The organism is Streptomyces albipurpureus (genome assembly GCF_023701525.1).
In the GTDB taxonomy this organism is placed as follows: Bacteria; Actinomycetota; Actinomycetes; order Streptomycetales; family Streptomycetaceae; genus Streptomyces; species Streptomyces albipurpureus.
Window position 1 is genome coordinate 1 of the sequence record NZ_JAMQAW010000127.1, and the last position, 4,060, is coordinate 4,060.

Consider the following 4,060-nt stretch of genomic DNA (forward strand, 5'->3'; position numbering starts at 1 on the left):
CTCCCGGGCAGGAGCCGGACCTCGTAGTCCGTGCCCGGTCCGGCGACAGGGTGGCATTCGCCTCCCTCTACAACGAGTACCACGACGAGGTAGCACGGTTCGTCGCCAGCCGCGTCAGTGGGAACCAGCACCTGGTTGAGGACCTGACCAGCGAGACATTCCTTCGCGCGCTGCGCCGGATCGACACGTTCGCCTGGCAGGGCCGTGACTTCGGGGCCTGGCTGGCGACGATCGCCCGCAACCTCATGGCCGACCACTTCAGGTCCAGCACCCATCGACTCGTCGTCACCGTGGACGAAATCCCCTCACTCCAGAGCACCCCCAGCGCCGAGGACTCCGTCCTTCGCACCCTGGAGATGGAGGAGGCTCGTGCCCTTGTATCCAGCGCGCTCTCAGGTCTCACCGCTCACCAGCGGGACTGCCTGATGCTCCGCTTCGTGGAGGAACTGTCCGTCAAGGACACAGCGGCAGCGCTGGGCGTTCGTCCGAGTGCTGCCAAGAATCTCCAGTTCCGTGCATCACGTTCGATGCGTGCGGCGGTGGCAGCGTGAACAAGAACCTGCCGCAAGCGATCAAACTGGTCCGCAGCCTTCTGGACAGTGAGGGCGACGTTGCTGCCACGATCGGGCACGCGCTCGACCAGGCCCAGCTCCTGGCAGATCCTGAGCGGTCCTACGGTGTGCTCCTCCGCCGGCAGCCGACCGGCGAGTGGATGCAGGAGCACCGCACTGAGCTGGAGCAGCAGGCTCTCGCCTGGGACGCCTCCTGCCGTCACGCGGCGGATGTCGCCGAAGTGATCCGCCAGCAGTGCGGAGAGCGGTCCGGGCTGCAGCGCGTCCAGGTCCAGAGCGATCGGCTTCTGGTGTCTGTGCACGTTACGTCGCCGGAGCAGTGGGGCGGCTGGTGCCAGTACCTAGGGATCACCAGTCAGGGTCCCCAGACGCTGGAGTACGCGTACACCGGGTCTGGCCGTCGGGACGGTGTCGCGGTCGCGGTTGTGGCGTACGACGCCCCGCAGGTGGAAGCGCGCACAGTCGTCGCGGCCCGGATGCCGCATCGACACCTCGGCATCGTCTACGACCTGGCCCTCCCGCATCAGGATAGCAACAGGGATGTCTGGGATTACGCGTCCACCAGGGCGGACGGGATGCCGCTGATGACGATGCGCGGGTCGAGCGGGGAGCGATGCTCGCTGGCGCACGTCGTCGACTACGTCGGCCCGCTGTCACCAATGCAGGGCTCGGTGGAGTCTGCGGGGAAGGACACCCGACAGGGCGAGTCCACCCAGCGACTGCTGGCCGAGCAGCCCTTTGCCGCAGGGGGACTCGATGTCTGAGCTCCTCACCCGGTTCACCCGGCGCGGGTATCTCCTGACCCGAATTCAGGAAGCCGGCGGAATCTGGACCACTCAGCGAGCCTCGACGGTCCTCGCGCACAGTCCGTGGGGTCACCACCGGAACACCGTGCGGAAGGACCTGCGGGCTCTCGCCCGCGCGGGGCGTGTCGTCGCCAAGGACAGCAACGGCCGTCGCACGTACATCCCTCAGGAGCTGACTGTGGAGAGGCCTGAGACCGCGTCCGTCGAGCTCTCGGATGGCGGCCGGCTGACGCTGACTGGCTGGTCGTTGACCGAGCTGGCGCCGGACTACTACGGCATCAGCCACATGCAGATCGGTGGCTGGCTGCCCGAAGACTGGGATCGCACGTCGGTCCCGTGGGGCACGAACCAGCTCATCCGCGCCGAGCTGCCTGGCGAGGCCAGCATCACCGAGCCGGTGAACGTCGAGGTCGAGGCCAAGTACCACGGCACGACGCGCGCGTTCATCAAGATCCAGTGGCCGCACGCGCGGTACCCGGCGGACTGGCTGACAACGCTGCGGACGACGGGCAAGCTCCCCGTCCCCATCGATGGGGGTGCCAGCCAGTGAGCGCGTACTCCCGTATCTACCAGGGCCTGACCCGCGGGGGAATGCCCGCACCCGAGGCCGCCGCCGAGCTGGCAGCCCTCCGGGCGGAGCTCGGTGCCGAGCTCGCCGCCGGCCTCCAGGCATACGCGGCCGAGCAGTACGCGGCCCAGCCCACCGACACCCGCGCGACCACCCGCATGAACAAGCGGAAGTACGGCGTCGCCTTCCAGTCCGCCCAGTGGGTCACCCGCGCCACCACGACCGGCCGGCTCACCACCACCCCAAACCAGCGCGACCACCGGAGCAACCCGTGACGACCTTCACCTTCACCCCGGCCACTCGCGAAGCCGCCAAGGCCCGCATCGGCCTCCAGGGCCCGGCCGGATCAGGCAAGACCAAGTCCGCCCTTCGCATCGCCGAAGGGCTCGCCAAGGGCGGCTCCATCGGCGTCATCGACACAGAGCGCGGCTCCGCCCTCACCTACGCACCCGTTCCCGGCAAGCCCGAGCTCGGCGGCCACGAGTTCGGCCACATGCCCATGGACACCCACGATCCCCGCCACCTCATCCAGGCCATCGCCGCAGCCCGGGCCGCCAACATCGACGTCCTGATCGTCGACAGTTGGTCCCACTTCTGGAACGGCCGGGGCGGTCTCCTCACCATCGTGGAAGAAGCCGGCCGGAAGCCCGGCGCGGGCGGCTCCTTCGGCGGCTGGCGCGAGGGCAACCCGATCGAGCAGGACATGCTCGACGCCTTGCTGAACTACCCGGGTCACGTCATCACCACCATGCGCACCAAGGGTGACTACGTAATTGAGGGCAAGAAGGTCACCAAGGTCGGTGTCAAAGCGGTCCAGCGTGAGGGCGCCGAGTACGAGCTCGGGCTGATCCTCGACATGGTTGAGGGCACGGGGTCGGTCACCAAGACCCGGTACATGCCGCTGGAGGGTCTGACGATCCACCACCCGGGCGAGGACCTGGCGGAAATCATTCTCGAACAGCTCGGACAGGGCGTCGACCCGATCGAGGTCCTGATGACCGACCTGACAGTCGAGGATCTGACCTACGACGGCGCTCTTGCGCTGCACGCTCGGGCAAAGAGCAGAGGGCTACTGGCGACCGGGCAGCTCCATCCGAAGACCGGTGAGCCCACGACGATCGGTGCGCTGATCGCGGAGTACGGAACGGCGCTCAAGTCGAAGCCCACCGCTTCGGCATCAGTGCCTGTGCCCACCCCGGCCGAGGACTCGGTCGGCTCGGACCAGCCCTCGGCCCCGTCCGGTACCGCGCCGGTGAGTGCTCCGCAGATGCGGATGATGCACGCCTGCTTCAGCCAGGTCGGCCTTGGCGCAAGAGAAGACCGTGAGCGTCGGCTCCACGCTTCCTCGCTCATCATCGGCCGCTCCATCGACTCGGCGAATGAGCTGACGCTCGATGAGGCCAAGACGCTGCTCGACACCCTCACCGCGTACGGCGACCGCGCCGACCCTGCCGGCGACTTCAACACCCTGATCCAGGGACTTCTCGACGCCGAATCCGTTCCCGCCTGAGCCACCACTGACCGCGGGCCCCGCCGCCGAATCTCCGGCGGGGCCCGCACCCCCAGAAAGGAGGTGCACCAGTGGTGGACCCCACCCCGGAACAGCACGAAGCGATCGCGACCTACGGCGACGGCATCGACTGCGTCCTCCAGGCCGGAGCCGGTTGCGGAAAGTCGAGCACGCTGAAGATGATCGCCAGCTCGGACCCACGCCGGCGGATGACCTACGTCGCGTACAACAAGTCGATCGCTGCCGATGCGTCCCGCTCGTTCCCGTCCACAGTCCTCTGTAAGACGGGGCATGGCTTGGCATTCGACGCCCGCCATCTGCCCCGGTTGAAGGGGCCGAGGCAGACCGCACACCAAGCCGCCCAGGCCCTCGACGTCCGGAAGGTCCTCGGGATCATCGGCTCGACGCCGTCGGTCCCGACGGACCTCGGTACGCCGAAGCCCATGACCAGCAAAATCATCATGAGGTCTGCCCTGGACACCGTCGAGCGCTGGTGCCACAGCGCCGACCCGGAGATCACCACCTGGCACGTTCCACAGTACGACGGCCTCACGCAGAAGGAGCCCCGCGCCCAGCTCGCCGCGCTCGTTCTGCCAGTCGCTCT

5 protein-coding genes and 1 pseudogene are annotated in these 4,060 nt (G+C 67.9%); all 6 read left to right on the forward strand.

Translation table 11 applies throughout. The features are described 5' to 3' along the window. On the forward strand, window positions 1–551 hold a 551-nt coding region (locus NBG84_RS40120), incomplete at its 5' end, for a sigma-70 family RNA polymerase sigma factor (protein ID WP_250924683.1). Continuing rightward, entirely contained in the window at window positions 548–1,336 is a 789-nt protein-coding gene (locus NBG84_RS40125) for a BN159_2729 family protein (protein ID WP_250924684.1), read from the forward strand. The genes NBG84_RS40120 and NBG84_RS40125, both read left to right, overlap by 4 nt. Further along, window positions 1,329–1,928, forward strand: a complete 600-nt coding sequence (locus NBG84_RS40130; RefSeq protein WP_250924685.1) for a hypothetical protein — start codon at window positions 1,329–1,331, stop codon at window positions 1,926–1,928. Before NBG84_RS40125 ends, NBG84_RS40130 begins: the two co-directional genes overlap by 8 nt. Then, complete coding sequence (locus NBG84_RS41325) at window positions 1,925–2,221, forward strand: hypothetical protein (RefSeq protein WP_250924686.1); 297 nt, start codon at window positions 1,925–1,927, stop codon at window positions 2,219–2,221. Before NBG84_RS40130 ends, NBG84_RS41325 begins: the two co-directional genes overlap by 4 nt. Beyond that, entirely contained in the window at window positions 2,218–3,456 is a 1,239-nt protein-coding gene (locus tag NBG84_RS40140) for an AAA family ATPase (RefSeq protein WP_250924687.1), read from the forward strand. The genes NBG84_RS41325 and NBG84_RS40140 overlap by 4 nt, the downstream gene beginning before the upstream one ends. 74 nt (window positions 3,457–3,530) lie before the next feature. Beyond that, a pseudogene (locus tag NBG84_RS40145) lies at window positions 3,531–4,060 on the forward strand (DNA helicase); the annotation flags it as partial.

What these genes read in the sequence shown, in the direction of transcription:
- NBG84_RS40130 (WP_250924685.1), top strand. Translation starts at nt 1,329, where the DNA reads ATGTCTGAGCTCCTCACCCGGTTCACCCGGCGCGGGTATCTCCTGACC.